This is a genomic window from Moritella sp. Urea-trap-13, from assembly GCF_002836355.1.
GTDB lineage: Bacteria > Pseudomonadota > Gammaproteobacteria > Enterobacterales > Moritellaceae > Moritella.
Genome location: NZ_PJCA01000001.1, coordinates 184,862 through 203,566, shown reverse-complemented (window position 1 = coordinate 203,566; position 18,705 = coordinate 184,862). Strand labels below are relative to the sequence as shown.

Genomic DNA, 18,705 nt, shown 5'->3' with positions numbered 1-18,705 from the left:
CATGCAATTTGATAGCTTTTCGGCTTTTTTAGCCATGGGTGGTTACGGTTTTTATGTCTGGCTAGCGGTTGCGTTTAGCTTGCTATCATTAGGCTCTCTAACGATTGCGACAATTGTTAAACGTCGCCAAATCATTAACGAAATTAAAAATAAGCATCTGCGTATCGAACGTATGCGCGCTGCTGAAAAAATGGAGAATACGCTGTGAACCCAAGACGTAAAAAACGCTTATCTATAGCGTTGGTGATTATCATTGGTTTAGGTAGTATGACTGGCCTTGTGCTTTACGCGTTAAAACAGAACATTGATTTATTCTATACACCAAGCCAACTGGTTGAAGGTCTAGGTGAAGATAAAGTCAAACCTGAAATTGGCCAGCGTTTACGTATTGGTGGTTTAGTGATGCCAGGTACAGTGACACGTAACATGGAAGACCTTAAGGTTAGCTTTGTGTTAAGTGATGACAACGGTGGTCTGGTTACACTGGAATACGAAGGTATCTTGCCGGATTTATTCCGTGAAGGGCAAGGTATTGTGGCGCAAGGCGTATTAAAGTCGGCTAATGTTATTAGTGCATCTGAAGTACTTGCTAAACATGATGAAGAATATATGCCGCCGGAAGTTGCTGAAGCAATTAAAGGCATTAAGCATATGAAACCTGAATACGGAAACGAAATCAAATAAGGTAGTTTATAATGATCCCTGAGATTGGACATTTTAGTTTAATTGTCGCAACGGCTCTGTCGTTCTTGTTGGCAATTTATCCACTTATAGGCGCGAAGATTAATCATCCTGGTATGATTAATAGCGCTAAACCATTAGCCATTATGCAGTTTCTGCTAATGAGTCTATCATTTGCAGTATTAGCGTACGCATTTGCAACTGATGATTTTTCAGTTGGTTATGTTGCAACTAACTCAAATTCATTGCTACCAATACAGTATAAAATATCTGCGGTATGGGGTGGTCATGAAGGCTCACTATTGCTTTGGTCTTTAACCTTAGCGATTTGGACTGCTGCAGTGGCTGTATTTAGCCGTGGCATTCCGAAAGTTGCGCTAGCACGTGTGCTTTCAGTGATGGGGATGATCGCGATTGGTTTTAACTTGTTTATCTTGTTAACGTCAAATCCATTCGACCGTACCTTGCCTTACTTACCACTCGACGGTAATGACTTAAATCCATTGCTACAAGATATTGGTTTGATTTTCCATCCGCCAATGCTGTACATGGGTTATGTTGGTTTCTCTGTTGCATTCGCTTTTGCCATTGCGGCATTGATGGCGGGTCGTCTTGATTCTGCTTGGGCGCGTTGGTCACGTCCTTGGACGCTTATCGCTTGGGTATTCTTAACATCAGGCATCGCGCTAGGCAGTTGGTGGGCTTACTATGAACTTGGCTGGGGTGGTTGGTGGTTCTGGGATCCAGTAGAGAATTCATCATTTATGCCTTGGCTTGCCGGTACTGCTTTGATTCACTCATTGGCGGTTAGTGAGAAACGTGGTGTATTCAAGTCATGGACAGTGCTACTTTCTATTTCAGCATTTAGCTTAAGCTTGTTAGGTACCTTTTTAGTACGTTCAGGCGTACTGGTCTCTGTGCATGCGTTTGCTTCTGATCCGGCACGTGGTTTGTTTATTCTCGCCTTCTTGATCGCCGTTGTTGGTGGTTCATTACTGCTTTATGCAGTGAAAGGTTCAGAGATTAAGAGTCGTGGTAAATACAGTCTGTTTTCTCGTGAAACTTTCTTGTTAATGAACAACGTGTTATTAATTGCAGCGCTATTAGTTGTACTTATTGGTACTTTGTTACCACTAGTACATAAAGAACTCGGTATGGGCTCGATTTCAATCGGTGTACCATTCTTTAATAATATTTTCTTCTATATGATTATCCCGCTTGCAATTGCCTTGGGTGTTGCACCGTTATTACGTTGGAAGAAACAAGAAGCTGACTTACGTCCACTGTTTAAGCAGTTAGCGGTAAGTGCAGTAGCGAGCATAGTGTTAGCTGTCGCATTACCAGCCATCTTTGCTGATAAGATTAAGATTGTTGCGGTTGTTGGTTTTGCATTAGCATTCTGGGTGATTATCACTAGTTCGCTTGAAGTGTATATCCGTGCCACACATCGCCATGGTTTTGTTTCGGGTGTGACGAAGCTGGGTCGTAGTCATTGGGCTATGGTCCTTGGCCATGTTGGTCTGGCAATGATGTTGATTGGTATTTCTGCAACTCAGAATTACAAAATCGAAAAAGACTTACGTATGCTACCGGGTGATGAAGTGGTCTTTGCTGATTACTTATTCGAGTTCGACCGTATTGGTGAAGCAAATGGCTCGAACTACGAAGGTTATAAAGCGGTATTTAATGTCAGTAAAAACGGTAAGTTTGAGACTGTCATGCGCGCAGAAAAACGTAGTTATTTCGCCCAACGTAGCATGCCGATGACCGAAGCTGCGATTGATTGGGGCGTAACTCGTGACCTTTATATCGCACTTGGTGAACAGTTAGTAGATGACTCATGGGCAATTCGTATTTATTACGAACCTTTCATTCGTTTCATCTGGTGGGGCGGTTTAGTCATGTCTATTGGTGGCTTGTTAGCGGTATCTGATCGTCGTTATCGTTTTGTCAATAAACGTCACGCGAAAGCACAATCATTAGGACAAGAATAATGACTAATGATGTGAAAAAAAAGAATCAGTTAATGACACGACTAATACCCTTGATCGTATTTTTATGTGTGTCTGTGTTTCTTTATATTGGCTTATTTCGTGACGCTACCGTGTTAGAGTCGACCTTCATTGGTCGGCCTGTTCCTGAGTTTGCATTAAACGATTTAGTTGAACCTGAGTTACAGCACGATAAAAGTGTGCTGTCGGGTAAACCTATGCTGTTAAATGTATGGGCAACGTGGTGCCCAACATGTTACGCCGAGCATAAGTATTTAAATGAACTTGCTGAAGACGGTGTTTACATTGTTGGCATGAACTACAAAGATGAGCGTTCAAAAGCCCTAAGATGGTTAGAAGAGTTAGATAATCCATATAAGATCAGCCTTTATGATCCTGATGGTATGCTAGGTCTTGATCTTGGTGTGTACGGCGCACCTGAAACCTTCTTCATTGATAGTAACGGTATTATCCAATTCAAGCACGTAGGTGATATTAATCCGCGTAATTGGAATGGTGAACTAAAAGCTATTTATGAGCAGTTAAAGTAAGGGATTTAAGATGAAAAAATTATTCGTATTAATGACTTTAATGCTCAGTTTCAGTGTTGCGGCTGTGATTGATGTCTATGACTTTGAGACTGAAGAACAAGAAGCCTTGTTTAGAACATTAACGGCAGAGTTACGTTGCCCTAAATGCCAAAACAATAACCTTGCTGATTCGAATGCCTCGATTGCCAAAGATATGCGTCAAAAAACTTATAACATGGTGATTGAAGGTCAGGACGAAGAGCAGATTGTCACTTACTGGATTGACCGATTTGGCAACTTTGTTTTATACAAACCGCCGGTAACCTTAGGCACCGCCATTTTATGGGTTGGTCCTGGTTTATTTGTATTATTTGGTGGTTTAATCATTGTTCGTAACAGCCGTCGTAAAATTAGTGTTGCAACTGATGAGCGCGATGAAGAGTTAACGAGTGCGGAGAAAGACCGTTTGGCCAAAATTTTAAAAGATAGCGAGAAATAGCATGTTGTTATTTTGGATAGTAAGTATTGTATTAGTGGTCGTTGCTGCGCTCGCATTTGTTATTCCCATTAGTGGTAAGAGCAAGTTAACAGGCGCGACACGAGACCAATTAAACAAAGACTTGTATAAGAGTCGTATCAGCGAATTAGCTGACGATGAAGATCAAGGTTTGTTAGACAAAAGCGCAGAGTTTATTGATGAAATGCAACGTGGTCTATTGGATGACGTTGTTGATGAGAAAGCGAAAAAAGTAAGTACTGCGGACTCACCATTCATCTGGCTTGCTGGTGTTATATTCTTAGTGGTTTTCTCTGTGTCTGCTTATCTGACATTAGGCGCACGTGACAAGGTAGCAAACTGGGAAGATGTGTACTCACGTTTACCTGAGCTAACCAATCGCGTGATGAATGAAGGTGATAAAGTGACAGATCAGGAGATCTCTGACTTTAAACTGGCATTAAGCACTAAGATGATGGCTGAACCAGATAACGAATTTGGTTGGTTATTATTGGGTCGTTTAAACGTTGCACTGGGTGATTCAAACGCAGCATTCATTGCTATGGATCGTGCTTATAAACTTGCACCGATGAACACATCGATTGTGACGGGTTATGCCCAAGCATTAATGCTGAGTGATGATCCTGAACAGAATAACTTAGCACGTAAAATATTGATGGATCTTAAACAAGAGAAACCTGACGATATCGAAGTGTTATCGACTTCTGCATTCATGGCGTTAGAAAATCAAGATTACCTTGGCGCAATCGAGCAATGGCAACGTATGTTACCGTTACTTGCTGGTCAGCCAGAACGTATCGAAATGATCCAAGGTAGTATTGAATACGCACGCAAGCAGATTGCAGCTAAAGACGGTTCAGCACCTTTTGCTAACAATGCGGCATCGTCAGTTGATAGTCGTCCTGTTGCAACAAGTACAGAAACGAGTGCAGCGACAAGTGATGCAGTTGCGGGCAATGAGCAAGTAACGATCACGATTACTGCTGACCAAGCTGAAATGAAAGGTTACTTGTATGTTTACGTGAAAGCCGCTGCGGGGCCTAAAGCGCCGCTTGCAGTTAAACGTATCATGGACCCAACGTTCCCATTAACTATCTCATTATCTGATAGTGATGCAATGATGGCACAAATGAAAATGTCGCAATTCCCATCAATTAAAGTCAGCGCTAAGCTGTCTCAAGATTCGGATGTGACAACCAAAGAAGATGACATCAACTCTAATATTGTGACGCTTAATGAAGGCGATGCACGTGCAGTGACGCTTAATTTAAGCCGTTAATTTGTTCAGGTATTACTGATGTTGTAATATCTTATTAATGTTTGTTAATCAGCCCCGCGGAAATTATTTATATAATATCCGCGGGGTTTTTTAGTATCTGTCATCTGGTTTTTTAAATTAAACACAGACAAAAATGTTTATGATGAAATACCCAAAAATAACAAGCTGCACGTCATTAATAGGCGTTAAACAGCGTAGAAGGAGTTGTTAGTGTTAAAAGTAAGAGTGAACATTGCAGAGAAACAAGCGAAGAAGCTTATTTTCGATCTGACCAAGTATAGTGATCACTCAAATCGAGAGTTGACTGATGGCCTGAAAAATAAAATCATCGAGCAGTGGTTTGAAGAGAACAAGTATCCCTTTAAGCGTTTAGTTTCAGACACCCGAAACTGGAATTACACGGTGCCATTTGTCGAAAACACCCTGGATAGCAAGGTCTACATCAGTGGTGAAGGCATTCTTAATGTGAATGATTATCAAGGTGAGTTTGACTCTGCGCTGGCATATCGTGATGTAGCGATTAACAACGCCGACATTGCAGCGTGCTATGCAGCGTACTCTGAGTGCATTACCAAGCTATTCGCATCTTTAACGTCATATTTATCGGTTAAAGCTGAAGCTTACAATATTGATAATGCCGACGTGATTGATAATGAAGGTATTATTGATAATGAAGACAAGAGCGTATCTCTAGAAGACAGAATTAGCCAATGGGTGCCTATATTCTCTAGTGGTAAAGCGTTAGATATGAATAACAAATCTTGGACGCTGTTTCTAGCACAATTGGCTGAGTGTAATGCACACGCTAGCAATCCGACACTTACAACGGATGGTTTATCAGCTACGCAACTTGCTGGAAAAGTGAATGACTTGCGCGGCGGCATTATTAGTATCATGTATGAACTGCATGTATTACTGAACGATGAAATTAAATCTCAGTTGATTAGGGCTGTCTACTTCCCCGATGTCTATGTATCCGAATTGGCTTAGTTCAACAGACTAATCAAGCAGGACTAAATAGAGTGGATGGTTATATTCCATAATATTCGCAGGGCTTTTTTTGTTGCTATTATCGCGAAAATACCTATGATACGCGCTCTATTACTTCGATTACTTATTGCGGGTTGACTATGTATAAATTAAATCTTGATATTGCTGACTTCATGGAAAATTATTGGCAGAAAAAACCACTGTTAATTAAAGCGGGATTCAAGGATTTTATCGATCCAATTAGCCCGGATGAAATTGCTGGTTTAGCAATGGAAGAAGAAATCACATCACGTATGGTATGGCGTGAAGAAGATAAGTGGCAAGCGAAATGCGGTCCTTTTACTGAGTTTGAACGTATGGAACAAGATGGCTCTGCTATCTTAGTGCAAGCGATCAACCATTGGCATGAACCTTCGGCTGAATTGGCTAATACCTTTAACTTTATTCCTAGCTGGCGCTTTGATGATTTAATGGTTTCTTACAGTACAGATACAGGTGGTGTAGGTCCGCATGTTGACCGTTATTGTGTATTCATTATTCAAGGCCTAGGCAAGCGTCATTGGCGTGTAGGTGCTCAAGATATGAATCCTCAAGAGTTTGCTGCTAACGGCGCTCTGAAGCATTGTGAAGCATTTGATGCGGTTATTGATACAGTATTAGAACCAGGTGATATTTTATATATCCCACCTTATGCACCGCATGAAGGTTATGCTGTTGGCGAAGCGATTAACTACTCAGTAGGTTTCCGCGCCCAAGACCAAAAAGAACTGTTAAATGACTTTGGTGATTACCTATTACAACAAGACAAAGAATTTGTTCGTTATAGCGATCCTAAATTACAACCGCGCGCAGAACATGGCTCAATCGAAGCAAGCGAAGTGCAAGGTTTAACAGACATCATGACATCATTAATGGCTGATAAAAGCGTTATGCATGATTTCCTTGGCCGTCATTACAGTGAATCTGCACACGAACTCGATATTGTCGTACCAGAAGGCGGTTATATCGCTGATTACGCTATCGTAGTAGATGAAATCGGTATGGAATCTTATTTACGTAAAGTGAATGGCCTAAAGACATTATACTTCCCTGAAATGCCAACGAGCTGTTTCATTGATGGCGAGCGTTATGACTTTGACGCAAGTATTGCTGCAAGCGTGCAAACGTTATGTAATACCACTGAGCAGTCGGCAAAAGAACTTGAAGCGTTAATGGAAGATAAAGTATTTGGTCAACAGTTGATTGAATGGGTTAACTTAGGTTACTGGCACTTTGAGTAATCATTAATGCGTTGTTAGTGTGAACTAGCAAGCATTAGTTAGTAAAAAAAGTAATAGCACTAAGGCTTATGGTCTTGGTGCTTTTTTTTGTCTGCGATTTGGCAAAAATAAGAAACGTGGCGATTAAGCTAGATCAGGAGAGAATAAGATAAGTGGCATATTATTGGCTAGCTGAGCATTTACTGTTTTTCAGGCAAAAAATAACCCCAGTTATTTGCATAACTGGGGTTAGGAAGATTAACTAAAAATAATTACTTATTTTTTAGCGTTGTCTTCTTTAACTTTAGCGATAACGCCTTCAGCTACGTTAGCTGGACAAGGGTTGTAGTGTGAGAACTCCATAGAGAACTGACCACGACCTGATGTCATTGTACGTAGTGAACCGATGTAACCAAACATTTCTGAAAGAGGTACGTCAGCTTTAATACGAACACCAGTGTTACCAGCGTCTTGACCAGCGATCATACCACGACGACGGTTAAGGTCACCAATTACGTCACCAACATGATCGTCTGGCGTGAATACGTCAACTTTCATGATAGGTTCGATTAACTGTGCGCCAGCTTTCGGGATTGATTGACGGAATGCGCCACGACCAGCAAGTTCGAATGCAACAGCTGATGAATCCACTGCGTGGAAGCCACCATCGTATAATTCGATTTCAACGTCTAGTACTGGGAAGCCAGCTAGAACACCAGTTTCCATCAAGCTCTTGAAGCCTTTCTCTACAGCTGGGAAGAATTCTTTCGGTACGTTACCGCCAACAACTGTTGAGTTGAATACGAAACCAGTACCTGGTTCGCCAGGCTTGATACGGTAATCGATCTTACCGAATTGACCACTACCACCAGATTGTTTCTTATGCGTGTAGCTATCTTCAATTGCTTGAGTAATAGTTTCACGGTAAGCAACCTGAGGAGCACCAACAACTAGATCAACGCCGTATGTACGCTTAAGGATATCAACCTTAATGTCTAGGTGAAGTTCACCCATACCTGAAAGGATTGTTTCGCCTGAATCTTGGTCAGTTTCAACTTTGAAAGTTGGATCTTCAGCAACCATTTTACCGATCGCAATACCCATTTTCTCAGTAGAACCTTTATCTTTTGGTGTTACAGAGATAGAGATTACTGGTTCAGGGAATACCATTGCTTCTAGGATGATAGGGTCTTTAGGATCACATAAAGTGTGACCTGTTTGAACGTTACCTTTCATACCTACGATTGCAAGAATATCACCAGCTTGTGCGCTAGTTAATTCTTTACGTTCATCAGCTTGCATTTCACACATACGACCAACACGCTCAGTTTTACCTGTAGCAGCGTTAAGAATAGTATCACCTTTTTTCAACGTACCAGAGTAGATACGGATGAAAGTAAGGGCACCAAAACGGTCATCTGAAATTTTAAATGCTAACGCTTTGAATGACTCTTCAGTTGATACAAGTGCAAATTTACCGTTTGGCTCGCCTTCTTCATCTGTAAGCGGCTGAGGATCAACATCTGTTGGGCTTGGTAGATAATCTACAACACCGTCAAGGATTAATTGAATACCCTTGTTCTTAAATGCCGAACCACAGTATGTTGGGAAGAAGTCCATTGTACGTGTACCTTTACGGATACAACGTTTGATCTCTTCAATAGAAGGTTCAGTACCTTCCATGTAAGCTTCTAATAGCTCATCATCTTGCTCAAGCGCAGTATCAAGTAATAGCTCACGGTATTCTTCAACTTTCTCTACCATGTCCGCAGGAACATCAGAGATTTCGAAGTTTTCTGGAAGACCAGAGTCATCCCAGATGTGTGCTTTACGCGTAAGAAGGTCAACAACACCAACGAAATCTTCTTCGATACCGATTGGTAGAACCATAACTAGTGGGTTAGCATCTAGTACGTCTTGAGTTTGCTTAACAACGCGGTAAAAATCAGCACCCATACGGTCTAATTTGTTTACGAAGATAATACGCGCAACTTCTGAGTCATTCGCATAACGCCAGTTAGTTTCTGACTGAGGTTCAACACCACCAGAACCACAGAATACACCGATACCGCCGTCAAGTACTTTAAGTGAACGGTAAACTTCAACTGTGAAATCAACGTGTCCAGGAGTATCAATAACGTTAAAACGGTGATTGTCCCAGAAACATGTTACAGCAGCTGACTGAATAGTAATACCGCGCTCAGCTTCCTGTTCCATGAAATCTGTAGTTGACTCACCGTCATGTACTTCACCAGTTTTGTGGATCTGTCCAGTAAGTTTTAGGATACGTTCAGTTGTTGTTGTTTTACCAGCATCAACGTGAGCGAAGATCCCGATATTTCTGTATTTTGATAAATCAGCCATTATGTTCTCTATAATTTATTTATGTAAAGATTCGCGCGGAGTATATCATGGTTTTTTGGGAACAAAAAAGAGATAGCTGACTATAAGCTAGCATTTAAGCTGTTTTTTTGCATTTCTATAAAATTAATTTAGATTAAAGCGATGAAAATCTAAATTTCTGTGAATTTATCGAAGTTTTATTCTAAAAACAGGCGCAACTATTTTTATTTCAAGGGCAGCCGCGCCTGTTTTAATGTGTTTATGAATATGTCATTTAAAACTGTTTTAAAAGCGCTACATTGTAGTCATCGACGTTAATGGTTAACTGCTTTTCGGTGATGAGAGCATCTAATTTAGCGATGTCTGCGGTTAAAGTTTCCATCGTTAGTGTATTGTTATCCAAATTGTATTGTTGTTTCGATGCGGCGTAATAGTAATTTAGGATGGTGATAGCGTCTATATTGACAGTTTTATCGTTATTATCGCTGCCTTTTAATGCCGATTTTATATGGTGCAGCTTACGGTATATTTTATTGTTTTCTTGCTTCAGATCCCACACATACATGACTTCTTTTAAGTAGGGATGCTTACGAACAAGGTTGAATGCAATCAATAAGCTAAACACGCCAAGCACAACACCCGCTAAGTTTAGTTTGAAATTATTGCCGTCAGGAACAGCAAAAAAATGGATCAAGACTTGGCCATAAAATAACGCAAAAGCGATTAATATCGCGGTCGCCATGACACTCGCCATGTTTAAGTGTTTACGATAACGAACTTTGTCTATTTGTTGTAGTTGCATTTATTTTTGCTCTTGAATGAAGAGTGAATATTCTAACAAATAAGGGCGTAAATAATAATGTTAACCAGTGAGAAATGATTAAATAAATGTAAATTAATTGAGAGCAGATAAGTTTAGGCGGTGATATCTTTAGGATCGCAGAAGGAAATTGACTGATGCAGAGAGGGGGCATTAATAAAGCACACTGCCTTGTTATTAAAGACAATGTGCTAATAAGCTATTACGGCATAGCCTGTTTAATTGTTATTATTTAGTGCTTGTTGTAGAACCAGTTGGGCGACGGCGATTGCCTTTATTTGCAGATGGACTTGCTTCGCTACGTGGACCGGTGTGACGACGGTTTTTACTTGCTGGTTTGTGACCACGGGAATTTTCACCTGAGCGTTGACCATCTTGATGATCTTTCTTAGGTTGTTTTTCTTTTGGTGGACGAATACCCGGTGTAGTCGGGAATGAATCCATCGGTGCAAAACCGTCAACAACAACGCGTTCAAGGTGTTTTTGCGTTAATTGTTCAATTGCTACTAGCTCTTTCATTTCGTCCTGACAAACGAATGAGATTGCAGTACCTTCAGCGCCAGCACGACCGGTACGACCAATACGGTGAACATAATCTTCTGGTACGTTTGGTAAGTCGAAGTTAACCACTTGTGGTAATTGTTCGATATCGATACCACGTGCGGCAATATCTGTGGCAATAAGCGCTCTTACGTCACCTGACTTGAAGTTCGCGAGTGCTTTGGTACGTGCACTTTGGCTCTTGTTACCGTGAATAGCTGCAGCATTGATGCCTTGCTCTTCTAAGTGTTTGGTTAATTTGTTAGCGCCGTGTTTAGTTTTGGTAAATACCAATACTTGTTTCCAGTCGTTCTCTTTAATCAAGTGCGTTAATAGAAGCGGTTTTTTCTTCTTATCAACTGGGTGCATCCATTGTTCAACAGATTTAGCCGCTGCGTTACGTGGCGTTACTGAAATTTCAACTGGATCGTTGATTAAGCCTTTAGCAAGCTGACGAATATCATCAGAGAAGGTTGCTGAGAATAATAAGTTTTGGCGTTTTGCTGGCAATACCGCAAGGATTTTACGAATATCACGTAAGAAGCCCATATCAAGCATACGGTCAGCTTCATCTAGTACCAATATTTCTAGTTGGTGAAAGCGAATTGCGTTTTGATTATATAAATCTAATAAACGACCTGGCGTCGCCACCAAGATATCAACACCACGACGTAAACGTGCCATTTGTGGGTTGATTTTAACGCCACCAAATACTACGGTTGACGTTAAATTTAAATGCTTGCTATATACTTCCACATTCTCAGCGATTTGAGCTGCTAATTCACGTGTTGGCGTTAAGATTAACGTACGCGCTTGATTAGCACGTGGGCGCGGGCCTTTGCTTAGTTTTTCTAAAATAGGTAGAGTAAAACCAGCTGTTTTACCTGTCCCTGTTTGTGCCGCAGCCATTACATCCCTACCTGACAGTACAGCTGGTATTGCTTGCGCTTGAATTGCCGATGGTGTGTCGTAGCCTTTTTCTGCTACAGCTTTTAGGATTGGTGCGGATAAACCGAGGTCGGTAAAACTCATATAGTGTCTCTTTATCTATGTGGTTGCTATTGATGTGCTTGTGCTTAGTATAACAGCGGTGCTGCAGGGTACATGATAGGTTGCTCAAGTGCAAACTACATAGCTATAGCGAGTCTAAAGTCGTATTTGCTCATAACCTTGTTGACACAAATTGGGAAGTCTATATAATTGGCCCCAGCTTTAAGGTTAGTTTTTTATGAATGTATTTTATTACGAAGTTTTTTTAGTACCTCGTCCTGATTTATCATAAGTAAGTAGTAACACTTCCAGCAGCATCGGCTTTATGCCACTTAATTACTCGATAAATAGGATTACTATTATGTCTAAAATCACTGGTACAGTAAAATGGTTTAACGAAGCTAAAGGTTTCGGTTTCATTCAACAAGAAAACGGCCCTGACGTGTTTGCTCACTTCAGCGCTATCGAAAGTGACGGTTTCCGTACACTTTTAGAAAACCAAAAAGTTGAATTCAACGTTACTGATGGCCAAAAAGGTCCTCAAGCGGAAAACATCGTAGTACTTTAATTCTTTGAATTAATAGTCACTAAGATTGTTTAACTTAAATGAATTGATGATAAATCGAAACGTTTAAGTATAAAGGGCATGTTCTTCGGAGCTTGCCCTTTTTGTTTATTTATTACTGCCATTTAAAGGGTACGCACTGTGAGCCAAACTAATTTTTCTTCTCTAAATTTACGTCCAGAGCTTGTCTCTAATCTAGATACGCTCGGTTATACCGAAATGACACCAATCCAAGCACAAAGCTTACCGTCGATCCTTGAAGGCAAAGATGTAATTGGCCAAGGTAAAACTGGTTCAGGTAAAACAGCGGCTTTTGGTTTAGGTTTACTGCAACGTTTAGACGTTGAACGTTTCCGTATTCAAACGTTAGTACTTTGTCCTACCCGTGAACTAGCAGACCAAGTAGCGAAAGAAATTCGTAAACTGGCACGTGCTATCCATAACATTAAAGTATTAACACTGTGTGGTGGTATGCCATTTGGCCCACAAATCGGTTCATTAGAACACGGCGCACATATCATTGTTGGTACACCTGGTCGTGTATTAGATCACTTAACGAAAGGCACGTTACGATTAGATAATCTAACTACTTTTGTACTTGATGAAGCTGACCGTATGTTAGAAATGGGTTTCCAAGATGCGCTTGACGCAATTGTTGAGAAAGCACCAAGCGACCGTCAAACATTATTATTCAGTGCAACGTTCCCGAAAAAGATTGAAGCAATTGCAGCGAAAATAATGAATAACCCAGAAATGGTTGAAGTTGCGTCAACGCATGATGACAGCACGATTAAACAACATTTCTATAAAGTAAAAAACTTTGGTGAGCGTTTAGATACAGTACGTGGCTTGTTATTACAGCACAAACCTGAATCAACGGTTATCTTTTGTAATACCAAGAAAGACGTGCAAGATGTTGCTGATGAATTAGGCCATTTTGGTTTTAGCGTTATTGCATTGCACGGTGATTTAGAGCAACGTGACCGTGACCAAGCGCTAGTTCGTTTTTCAACGAAGAGTGTTTCTGTTCTTGTTGCTACTGACGTTGCGTCTCGTGGTCTGGATATTGAGTCGTTAGATGCGGTAATTAATTTCAACGTTGCGCACGACAGCGAAATACATGTTCACCGTATTGGTCGTACTGGCCGTGCTGGTAGTAAAGGGTTTGCTTGTACTTTATTTGATGATAAAGAAGGTTATCAAGTTGCACAGCTTGAAGATCGTTTTGGTATGATCACACCAGAAGCATTACCACCAGAAAGTGTTTTAAACGAAACACCAATGGTGCCACCGATGGAATGTATCCGTATTGATGGTGGTAAAAAGCAGAAAGTACGTGCTGGTGATATTGTTGGTGCGTTAACAGGTAAAGATGGTATTGATGGTAAATCAGTAGGTAAAATCCAACTGTTTGATAATTGTGCTTATGTTGCTGTTGAAGCGAAAGTGGCGCAAGCGGCTGTGCAGAAAATTGGTAAAGGTAAATTGAAAGGTCGTACGTTCCGCGCTTGGATTGTACGTTCATTTAACGATTAATAGCTAAATGCATCTGTCAGTAGCGCTCGAATAGACTCGTTACTGACAGATATTATCTTCATAACTTATTATCGCGGTTATACAGTTCTACAAATGAACGACCGTAAGACGCTATAATCTTTGTTATGATAGTTGTGATGATATTGTTGCTCAATTGAGTTGTCATAATAATTACCTTTCTAATTAGTTTACCTAAGAACTATAAGAAAGAGATAATCTGATTTAATTATCTCTAACCCTCCGTTTTAACTGCATTATAGCTATTATTATTTATCTTTATAGCGAAATAAATTTGTCATTAGGATTAGAAAAACTAATCTAGTTTCATGTTCTATTTTTTCGTTAACTGTTCAATCAATTAATCTGTTAAGCACTGCGCTAATAAACTCACTGGATGAATTGTTTCTAGGTCAGTATTCTCTTCAATTTGCCATTTGCAGGTTTCACAATCAGTGATTGCAAAGTCTGCATCACTCTGTTTGATCTGTTCAAATAAGCCTTTACCTATCTTCATTGATACGTCATAGTTTTCTTTTTTGAAACCATAAGTACCCGCCGAACCACAACATTCACTGTTAAGTACAATAACCTTTAAACCGGGGATAGTACGTAGCAATTCTATGGTAAATATGGCTAAGCCACTGCGCTCTAAATGACACGGAGTGTGGTAGACAATGGTTTTATTAACGGGTTTTAACGCCGGCATATTACCGTTCATAAACTCACGTAATAAAAATGAAGTAATGAAATCCAACTTGCTGGTGATCTTGCTGTTATCAACATTTAATACATGTGGGTATTCTTGTTTCAAGGTCAATGCGCAAGTTGATGATGTCGATAGGATCGGGGTATTAAATTGCTCGACAGCGTCGGTCATGTGTTTGACATTAAACAGGGCATTCTTACGGGCTTTATCATGAAAACCATTGGCGATCAGCGGCACACCACAGCATTTCTCTTTCTTCAATAATTTAACACCGATATTCATGGCATTAAGTACTTTAACTAAATCTTTGCCCAGTTGCGGGTTATTGTAGTTAACATAACAGCCGTGAAAATAACTGATCTGACGTTCGAACTGCGCTTGGCTATCGGCTTGTTTTTTATACCAGTGTCTAAACGAGCCAAATGAGTATTTAGGCAATGATTTGTGCTTATCAATCGCCACGGTTTTATCCATGATGGTTTTGATGATTTTTGAATCGGTGATCTTATTCACCAAAGGCGCAATCGGGGTTGATAGTGAGCCAAATAAATCCGTGTGACTTAAAATGTAGTCGCGCATTAATTTAGGGTTTATTTTTTTCTTCTCAAACTTGCCACGTGCCACTGCGATAATATCACCGACATTGACGTTAGAGGGGCAGGCTGTTTCACAGCGTTTACAGTTCGTGCAAAGCTTTAAGGCTTCATCATAATATTCAGGACTCTTTATTCTGAGACGCTCACCATCAGGGCCTGATTCTTTCGGTCCGGGATAATCGGGGTTGGCTTTGGCAACAGGGCAGTACACAGTGCAAATGGTACACTTGATGCATTTTTCAAAACGTGTTGATACTAAATCCATGGTATTGCTTCTCTATGCCAAGCTGTCGCTGGTGATGTTATGTGAATGACTATATTTGGTTTTTTGTAATAGCTGATTAACGGCATGATAAGCGGTACTAATTGCCACGCCACTGCCACTTCCTTCTGCCACTGGATTGTAACCACCTAAATTAGAACCCGCACAAAATAGGTTATTGATCGCTTTGCCTTTGAGCATTGGATTGAAGGTTTGGTTAGTCTTGATACCTAACGATAAAAACGGTTGTGAGTCAGCCGAAAAAAATTGTGGGTTGTACCAAGTACTACGTTGCTCAAGGCTGTTCATGTCTAAATCAAACACCGGTTCTTGTAACTTGTCATGATGACCAATAAGCCCTTTATTAAAGAAACTGCCAGATGCAAAAATGAAGTTGTCGGCCGCCAGAGGCATGCTTTCTAAATTACGGGTATAAACGCGTTTAAGGTTCAATTCACCGTTATTGCTAGCGTCTTCAGCTATATCACCATGGGTAACTTGATCGCCTTTTAATAACATACCCCCACGTTTGATAAACAAATCAATCATGGTTTCTTCAAGCCGTATCCCTAACATTGATGGTGGCATGGTTGGTACTTCGTGAAAGGTTAAATTGGTTAGTGCATATAATTGTTTGAGTGTTTTAAGCCCCATGCCATTGCCCGTAACAGCAGGTAGGATGACTATATCATCAGCGCTTGCGATAGCTAATAACTTATCTGCGAGTGCTTTTATTTCACTGTCGTTAGTTAAGATACGGGCTATATCAATCGAACGCAGTTCACAGGCGTTACGTTTAAGCCCTGAGAAGCCATCAATCGAGATATTAGCATGGGTTATTTCAACGTCTTTAAATTCGGGTATTTGAATCAAGTTATCCGTAACCATCTTGGCATTGAAATCCCGGAAGTCATTAATTTGTACCACCACAATGCGTTTGATGGCGTGTTCAGTTAGTTGCATTGGCAGTTGCTGCACATAAGGCTGCGATAACCAAGTTGATTTTAATGTGCCAAGTGGGGTGATGCGCAAATGATTATCACCGTTATCTTGTTGCGTTAATGGCATGCCTGCGTTAGTAAGTAAATTTTTATACCACTGCATAGATTCAAATACAGTTTTTTTACCGACTTTACTATAGGGATGGGTAGGAAATTCTTGAGTAAACTTATCGAAAATAGCGGCCGGATTACGAATAACCTTACCTGTTGGGGTATGTGAAAGCAGATCGATAGAGCCTGAAGAAAAGTGTAGGGCGCTTTGACCATTGGAAATGATAGCTGTTTTTAATCCAGCCTCAAGGCTACGTAATCCTGCGGTATAACCGGCAATACCACCACCAATAATAATGCTATCAAATTTCATAATAATCCTTATCTGCTTGCTGTTCACCGAGCTTATTAATATCCGTTGCGCCAAATAGGCCTTCATAAAGCCAATAAGTAAATTCGGCTTCTCGCAATGCATCTGCAAACAACACAGGTTTAATACCTTTCCAGCGTTCTTCAAAAAACTGCATTAATAACTTACTCGATTCATAACCACTGCAGTTACCAAAATCACAAAATAAACTCGACGCGCGATAGGTACATAACTCACCTTGGCATGAGCCCATGCCGAGACGGGTACGTCTGCGTAAATCAACTAAGTTAGTCACATCTAATTGCTTAATGGCATACTCAATTTCACCAACGGACACCATTTCACATTCACAAACAATGGATTTACCCTTGGTACTTTGATCAAATTCGGCTACCGCATTTTCACCGTGACGATGGGTTGCAGCCGTGGTGGTAAATACGGGTTGTTGAGATTTGCGTTTTTTATTTTTAGTATTAATCACTGAGCCGGGCAGAGGCTGTAAATGTGTTGTACAACCGCTGCTATTACCGAGTTTGTTGGCAACAAGGTCGGTGGTCATTTCTGCCATTAACCGGCTAGTCATTAATTTTCCACCGAGAATACTGCTAAACCCTGCAAGGCCATCACGCTGCTGGTGATCGAGCAATACAATACCGCGGCTGATGTTACGGCCATCACCACCGCCGACATCGACTAGTGGTCGGACGCCAGCATAAGCCCGCAAAATACGGGTTTGTGCCAGTATAGGGGCTAGTTTGGCACCTTCCTCGATTAATATATTGACTTCTTTTTCACTGATTTTTAGTGTGTCGATATCGTTATAATCAATTTCTTCGGAAGTGGTACCTATGAGTGAAATAGAGTCTCCGGGTACTAAAATATCGGCATCGGCAGGTTTACGACAGCGATTGATGACCAGATCATTAATGCGATGTTCGAATACTAATAATGACCCTTTGGCTGGTAACATCTGCACATTGAGATCGGCGTAGTGGCAAATGTTTTTACCCCAAATGCCTGCCGCATTGATAACCTCTTGGGCATACACTTCAAACTGTTCGTTGGTGCGGGTATTAATGCATTTAGCGCCGATGATGCGATCGCCAATACGAATTAAAGATTGCACCATAGAGTAGGTAAGTAATTGCGCACCATGATTTTTGGCATCTAATACATTAGAAGCACATAAACGGAAAGGGTCGAGCGTACCGTCGGGCACTTTGACTGCGCCAAGTAGACTACGATTGACGTTTGGTTCAAGTTCAATCGCTTGTTGTGGGGTCAGTCTTTGGGTGTTGATGCCTGCGGTTGCACAAGCCGTAATGAAGGTATGTTGAAAATCCAGATCATCTTCTGGTAAGGTAATAAATAATCCGCTGGTTTCTTCAATACAGTGGCTGGCAATATGTTTGAGGATCTTATTCTCTTGGATACATTCACGGGCCGATTCACCATCGGTTACCGCATAACGCGCGCCGGAATGTAACAGACCATGGTTACGGCCTGTTGTGCCTGAAGCTATATCACCTTTATCAAGTAATATGCATGTTATGCCACGTAATGCGCAATCGCGCATAATACTGGTGCCTGTCGCGCCACCGCCAATAATCAATACTTCTGTATTGAAACGGGTTACCTTTCCCATAATTCATCCATATATGCAGCTCAATTAACTACTTATAAGTATGAAGCAGATTTTCATTGATTAATTGATCTTAATCACAAATGTTCGAATGAG

At 40.8% G+C, this 18,705-nt stretch carries 16 protein-coding genes; 10 read left to right on the top strand and 6 right to left on the bottom strand.

Going from position 1 to position 18,705, the window contains the following annotated elements; genetic code table 11:
• Nucleotide 1 precedes the first annotated feature (1 nt).
• The 8 genes from ccmD to CXF93_RS00810 all read left to right on the top strand — a co-directional run bounded on the left by ccmD (nucleotide 2) and on the right by CXF93_RS00810 (nucleotide 7,268).
• Complete coding sequence (ccmD, locus tag CXF93_RS00845) at nucleotides 2-208, top strand: heme exporter protein CcmD (protein WP_101060430.1); 207 nt, start codon at nucleotides 2-4, stop codon at nucleotides 206-208.
• Nucleotides 205-684 carry a cytochrome c maturation protein CcmE gene (gene ccmE, locus CXF93_RS00840; protein WP_101060429.1) on the top strand — a complete coding sequence of 160 codons (480 nt, stop codon included), beginning with the start codon at nucleotides 205-207 and terminating at the stop codon, nucleotides 682-684. The genes ccmD and ccmE overlap by 4 nt, the downstream gene beginning before the upstream one ends.
• Nucleotides 685-695: 11 nt before the next feature.
• A complete protein-coding gene (locus CXF93_RS00835; protein WP_101060428.1) occupies nucleotides 696-2,675 on the top strand; it encodes a heme lyase CcmF/NrfE family subunit in 1,980 nt (659 codons plus the stop codon).
• Nucleotides 2,675-3,223, top strand: a complete 549-nt coding sequence (locus CXF93_RS00830) for a DsbE family thiol:disulfide interchange protein (RefSeq protein ID WP_101060427.1) — start codon at nucleotides 2,675-2,677, stop codon at nucleotides 3,221-3,223. Before CXF93_RS00835 ends, CXF93_RS00830 begins: the two co-directional genes overlap by 1 nt.
• Nucleotides 3,224-3,233: 10 nt before the next feature.
• The gene (locus CXF93_RS00825) at nucleotides 3,234-3,701 is read left to right on the top strand and encodes a cytochrome c-type biogenesis protein (protein WP_101060426.1); all 468 of its coding nucleotides are present in this window, start codon (nucleotides 3,234-3,236) and stop codon (nucleotides 3,699-3,701) included.
• A 1-nt stretch (nucleotide 3,702) separates the two neighbouring features.
• Entirely contained in the window at nucleotides 3,703-4,998 is a 1,296-nt protein-coding gene (gene ccmI / locus CXF93_RS00820; protein WP_101060425.1) for a c-type cytochrome biogenesis protein CcmI, read from the top strand.
• 210 nt (nucleotides 4,999-5,208) lie between these two features.
• On the top strand, nucleotides 5,209-5,988 hold the full coding sequence (locus tag CXF93_RS00815; protein ID WP_101060424.1) for a hypothetical protein: 780 nt from the start codon (nucleotides 5,209-5,211) through the stop codon (nucleotides 5,986-5,988).
• Between the two features lie 140 nt (nucleotides 5,989-6,128).
• A complete protein-coding gene (locus CXF93_RS00810; RefSeq protein WP_101060423.1) occupies nucleotides 6,129-7,268 on the top strand; it encodes a cupin domain-containing protein in 1,140 nt (379 codons plus the stop codon).
• A 255-nt stretch (nucleotides 7,269-7,523) separates the two neighbouring features.
• Here the strand turns inward: CXF93_RS00810 and fusA are convergent, their stop codons facing one another.
• The 3 genes from fusA to CXF93_RS00795 all read right to left on the bottom strand — a co-directional run bounded on the left by fusA (nucleotide 7,524) and on the right by CXF93_RS00795 (nucleotide 11,982).
• Nucleotides 7,524-9,611, bottom strand: coding sequence for an elongation factor G (fusA, locus tag CXF93_RS00805; RefSeq protein WP_101060422.1), 2,088 nt, complete (start codon nucleotides 9,609-9,611; stop codon nucleotides 7,524-7,526).
• Nucleotides 9,612-9,864: 253 nt separating this feature from the next.
• Nucleotides 9,865-10,392 carry a DUF3087 family protein gene (locus CXF93_RS00800; RefSeq protein WP_101060421.1) on the bottom strand — a complete coding sequence of 176 codons (528 nt, stop codon included), beginning with the start codon at nucleotides 10,390-10,392 and terminating at the stop codon, nucleotides 9,865-9,867.
• A gap of 246 nt (nucleotides 10,393-10,638) precedes the next feature.
• The gene (locus CXF93_RS00795; RefSeq protein ID WP_101060420.1) at nucleotides 10,639-11,982 is read right to left on the bottom strand and encodes a DEAD/DEAH box helicase; all 1,344 of its coding nucleotides are present in this window, start codon (nucleotides 11,980-11,982) and stop codon (nucleotides 10,639-10,641) included.
• 319 nt (nucleotides 11,983-12,301) lie between these two features.
• On the opposite strand from CXF93_RS00795, the gene CXF93_RS00790 reads away from it, so the two are divergent.
• Together CXF93_RS00790 and dbpA are read left to right on the top strand one after the other, a co-directional pair.
• The gene (locus tag CXF93_RS00790; protein ID WP_017220939.1) at nucleotides 12,302-12,508 is read left to right on the top strand and encodes a cold-shock protein; all 207 of its coding nucleotides are present in this window, start codon (nucleotides 12,302-12,304) and stop codon (nucleotides 12,506-12,508) included.
• A 138-nt stretch (nucleotides 12,509-12,646) separates the two neighbouring features.
• Nucleotides 12,647-14,041: an ATP-dependent RNA helicase DbpA gene (dbpA, locus tag CXF93_RS00785; protein WP_101060419.1), complete on the top strand. Its 1,395-nt coding sequence runs from the start codon at nucleotides 12,647-12,649 to the stop codon at nucleotides 14,039-14,041.
• 358 nt (nucleotides 14,042-14,399) lie between these two features.
• Here dbpA and glpC read toward each other — a convergent pair whose 3' ends face one another.
• From glpC to glpA, 3 genes are read right to left on the bottom strand one after another with little or no spacing between them, the layout of a single operon-like run.
• Nucleotides 14,400-15,608 (bottom strand): anaerobic glycerol-3-phosphate dehydrogenase subunit GlpC, encoded by a 1,209-nt coding sequence (gene glpC / locus CXF93_RS00780; protein WP_101060418.1) that lies wholly within the window; start codon nucleotides 15,606-15,608, stop codon nucleotides 14,400-14,402.
• Between the two features lie 12 nt (nucleotides 15,609-15,620).
• Nucleotides 15,621-16,970: a glycerol-3-phosphate dehydrogenase subunit GlpB gene (glpB, locus tag CXF93_RS00775; RefSeq protein ID WP_101060417.1), complete on the bottom strand. Its 1,350-nt coding sequence runs from the start codon at nucleotides 16,968-16,970 to the stop codon at nucleotides 15,621-15,623.
• The gene (gene glpA, locus CXF93_RS00770; protein ID WP_101060416.1) at nucleotides 16,960-18,612 is read right to left on the bottom strand and encodes an anaerobic glycerol-3-phosphate dehydrogenase subunit A; all 1,653 of its coding nucleotides are present in this window, start codon (nucleotides 18,610-18,612) and stop codon (nucleotides 16,960-16,962) included. Before glpA ends, glpB begins: the two co-directional genes overlap by 11 nt.
• Nucleotides 18,613-18,705 lie beyond the last annotated feature (93 nt).

Excerpts from the sequence above, each read along its gene's own strand:
- glpB (WP_101060417.1), bottom strand. The coding sequence starts at position 16,970 with ATGAAATTTGATAGCATTATTATTGGTGGTGGTATTGCCGGTTATACC.
- fusA (WP_101060422.1), bottom strand. The coding sequence starts at position 9,611 with ATGGCTGATTTATCAAAATACAGAAATATCGGGATCTTCGCTCACGTT.
- CXF93_RS00825 (WP_101060426.1), top strand. The coding sequence starts at position 3,234 with ATGAAAAAATTATTCGTATTAATGACTTTAATGCTCAGTTTCAGTGTT.
- ccmI (WP_101060425.1), top strand. The coding sequence starts at position 3,703 with ATGTTGTTATTTTGGATAGTAAGTATTGTATTAGTGGTCGTTGCTGCG.
- ccmD (WP_101060430.1), top strand. The coding sequence starts at position 2 with ATGCAATTTGATAGCTTTTCGGCTTTTTTAGCCATGGGTGGTTACGGT.
- CXF93_RS00790 (WP_017220939.1), top strand. The coding sequence starts at position 12,302 with ATGTCTAAAATCACTGGTACAGTAAAATGGTTTAACGAAGCTAAAGGT.
- CXF93_RS00800 (WP_101060421.1), bottom strand. The coding sequence starts at position 10,392 with ATGCAACTACAACAAATAGACAAAGTTCGTTATCGTAAACACTTAAAC.
- CXF93_RS00795 (WP_101060420.1), bottom strand. The coding sequence starts at position 11,982 with ATGAGTTTTACCGACCTCGGTTTATCCGCACCAATCCTAAAAGCTGTA.
- glpA (WP_101060416.1), bottom strand. The coding sequence starts at position 18,612 with ATGGGAAAGGTAACCCGTTTCAATACAGAAGTATTGATTATTGGCGGT.
- CXF93_RS00835 (WP_101060428.1), top strand. The coding sequence starts at position 696 with ATGATCCCTGAGATTGGACATTTTAGTTTAATTGTCGCAACGGCTCTG.
- CXF93_RS00810 (WP_101060423.1), top strand. The coding sequence starts at position 6,129 with ATGTATAAATTAAATCTTGATATTGCTGACTTCATGGAAAATTATTGG.
- glpC (WP_101060418.1), bottom strand. The coding sequence starts at position 15,608 with ATGGATTTAGTATCAACACGTTTTGAAAAATGCATCAAGTGTACCATT.
- CXF93_RS00830 (WP_101060427.1), top strand. The coding sequence starts at position 2,675 with ATGACTAATGATGTGAAAAAAAAGAATCAGTTAATGACACGACTAATA.